Source organism: Oleiphilus sp. HI0128 (assembly GCF_001635365.1).
In genome coordinates, this window is record NZ_LWGG01001570.1 from 1 (window position 1) to 1,711 (window position 1,711).

The following is a 1,711-nucleotide window of genomic DNA, read 5'->3' on the forward strand; positions in this document are numbered from 1 at the left end:
TCTTAGTCACCTCCTGAAACCGCGATGATATTCGCTCGGTTACTTGGTTTGTTACCACCAAACATGTTGACTTCGTTGTTACCATCGCTACAGCCATTGCCGAAGCTGAAACCACATGAACTCTTCATGTCGTAAGCATCTTCTGCGTAAGCTTTATGGCTTGATGGCACGACGAAACGGTCTTCGTAGTTAGCAATCGCCATGTAACGATACATTTCTTCAACCTGTAAGGCTGTTAAACCCGTCTTCTTCAAAACTTCCAGATCTTCTTTGCCTTCTACTTGCTGTGAACGCTTGAATGAACGCATTGCCAGCATTCTTTCTAGTGCATTCACAACTGGCGCTTCTTCACCGGCCGTTAGCAAATTAGCCAAGTACCGTACCGGAATACGCAGTGACTTAATGTCTGGAATCACACCGTCCATACCAATACGACCCTGCTCAGCAGCATTCTGGATTGGGGATAGTGGTGGGATGTACCAAACCATTGGCAGCGTACGGTACTCTGGGTGTAACGGTAGCGCTACTTTCCAGTCCATTGCCATCTTATAAACAGGTGATGCTTGAGCCGACTCAATCCAGCTATCAGGAATGCCTTCAGCGCGTGCCGCATCTTGCACTTTAGGATCATTTGGATCTAGGAAGATATCCAACTGTGCCTGGTACAAATCTTTCTCTAGCGGCGTTGCTGCTGCTTCTTCGATACGGTCTGCATCATAAAGAAGTACACCCAAGTAACGGATACGACCTACACAAGTCTCAGAACAAACTGTTGGCTGGCCCGCTTCGATACGTGGGTAACAGAAAATACACTTCTCTGACTTACCAGACTTCCAGTTGTAGTAGATCTTCTTGTATGGGCAACCCGATACACACATTCTCCAACCACGACACTTGTCTTGGTCGATCAATACGATACCGTCTTCTTCACGCTTGTAGATCGCACCTGAAGGACAACTTGCAACACAAGCCGGATTCAAACAGTGCTCACATAAGCGTGGCAAGTACATCATAAAGGTCTTTTCGAACTGACCGTAGATGTCTTTCTGCGCTACTTCATTGAAGTTTGAATCAACTTTACGTTTAGCGAACTCCGTACCTAGAATCTCTTCCCAGTTTGGGCCCCAGTTGATCTTCTCCATGATTTTGCCAGTGATCAGCGACTTCGGACGAGCCGTTGGCTGATGCTTGCTTTCTGGCGCAGTATGCAGATGCTCGTAGTCGTAATCGAATGGCTCATAGTAGTCATCGATTTCGGGTAGGTCAGGGTTACCGAAGATATTCGCCAACACACGCATCTTGTTACCTTGACGCGGTGTCAACTTACCATCGTTACCACGGACCCAACCGCCGTTCCATTTTTCCTGGTTTTCCCACTCTTTAGGGAAACCCACGCCTGGCTTAGATTCAACATTGTTAAACCAAGCGTATTCAACACCGTCACGGCTCGTCCATACGTTCTTACAAGTGATAGAACAAGTGTGACAGCCGATACATTTGTCCAGGTTCAGGACCATGCCTATTTGTGCACGTACTTTCATCGCTATGCTCCTCGCTCTTCAGACGACTCGTCCAACCAGTCAACTTTGTCCATCTTACGGACGATTACAAATTCATCTCGGTTACAGCCAACGGTACCGTAGTAGTTAAATCCGTATGCTTGCTGTCCGTAACCACCGATCATGTGAGTAGGCTTCATAACCGCTCTTGT

At 47.2% G+C, this 1,711-nt stretch carries 1 protein-coding gene; it reads right to left on the reverse strand.

Annotated features, from left to right (window positions below):
• Positions 1–2 precede the first annotated feature (2 nt).
• Complete coding sequence (gene narH, locus A3763_RS25775) at positions 3–1,541, reverse strand: nitrate reductase subunit beta (RefSeq protein WP_068508661.1); 1,539 nt, start codon at positions 1,539–1,541, stop codon at positions 3–5.
• Positions 1,542–1,711 lie beyond the last annotated feature (170 nt).

What these genes read in the sequence shown, in the direction of transcription:
- narH (WP_068508661.1), bottom strand. Translation starts at nt 1,541, where the DNA reads ATGAAAGTACGTGCACAAATAGGCATGGTCCTGAACCTGGACAAATGT.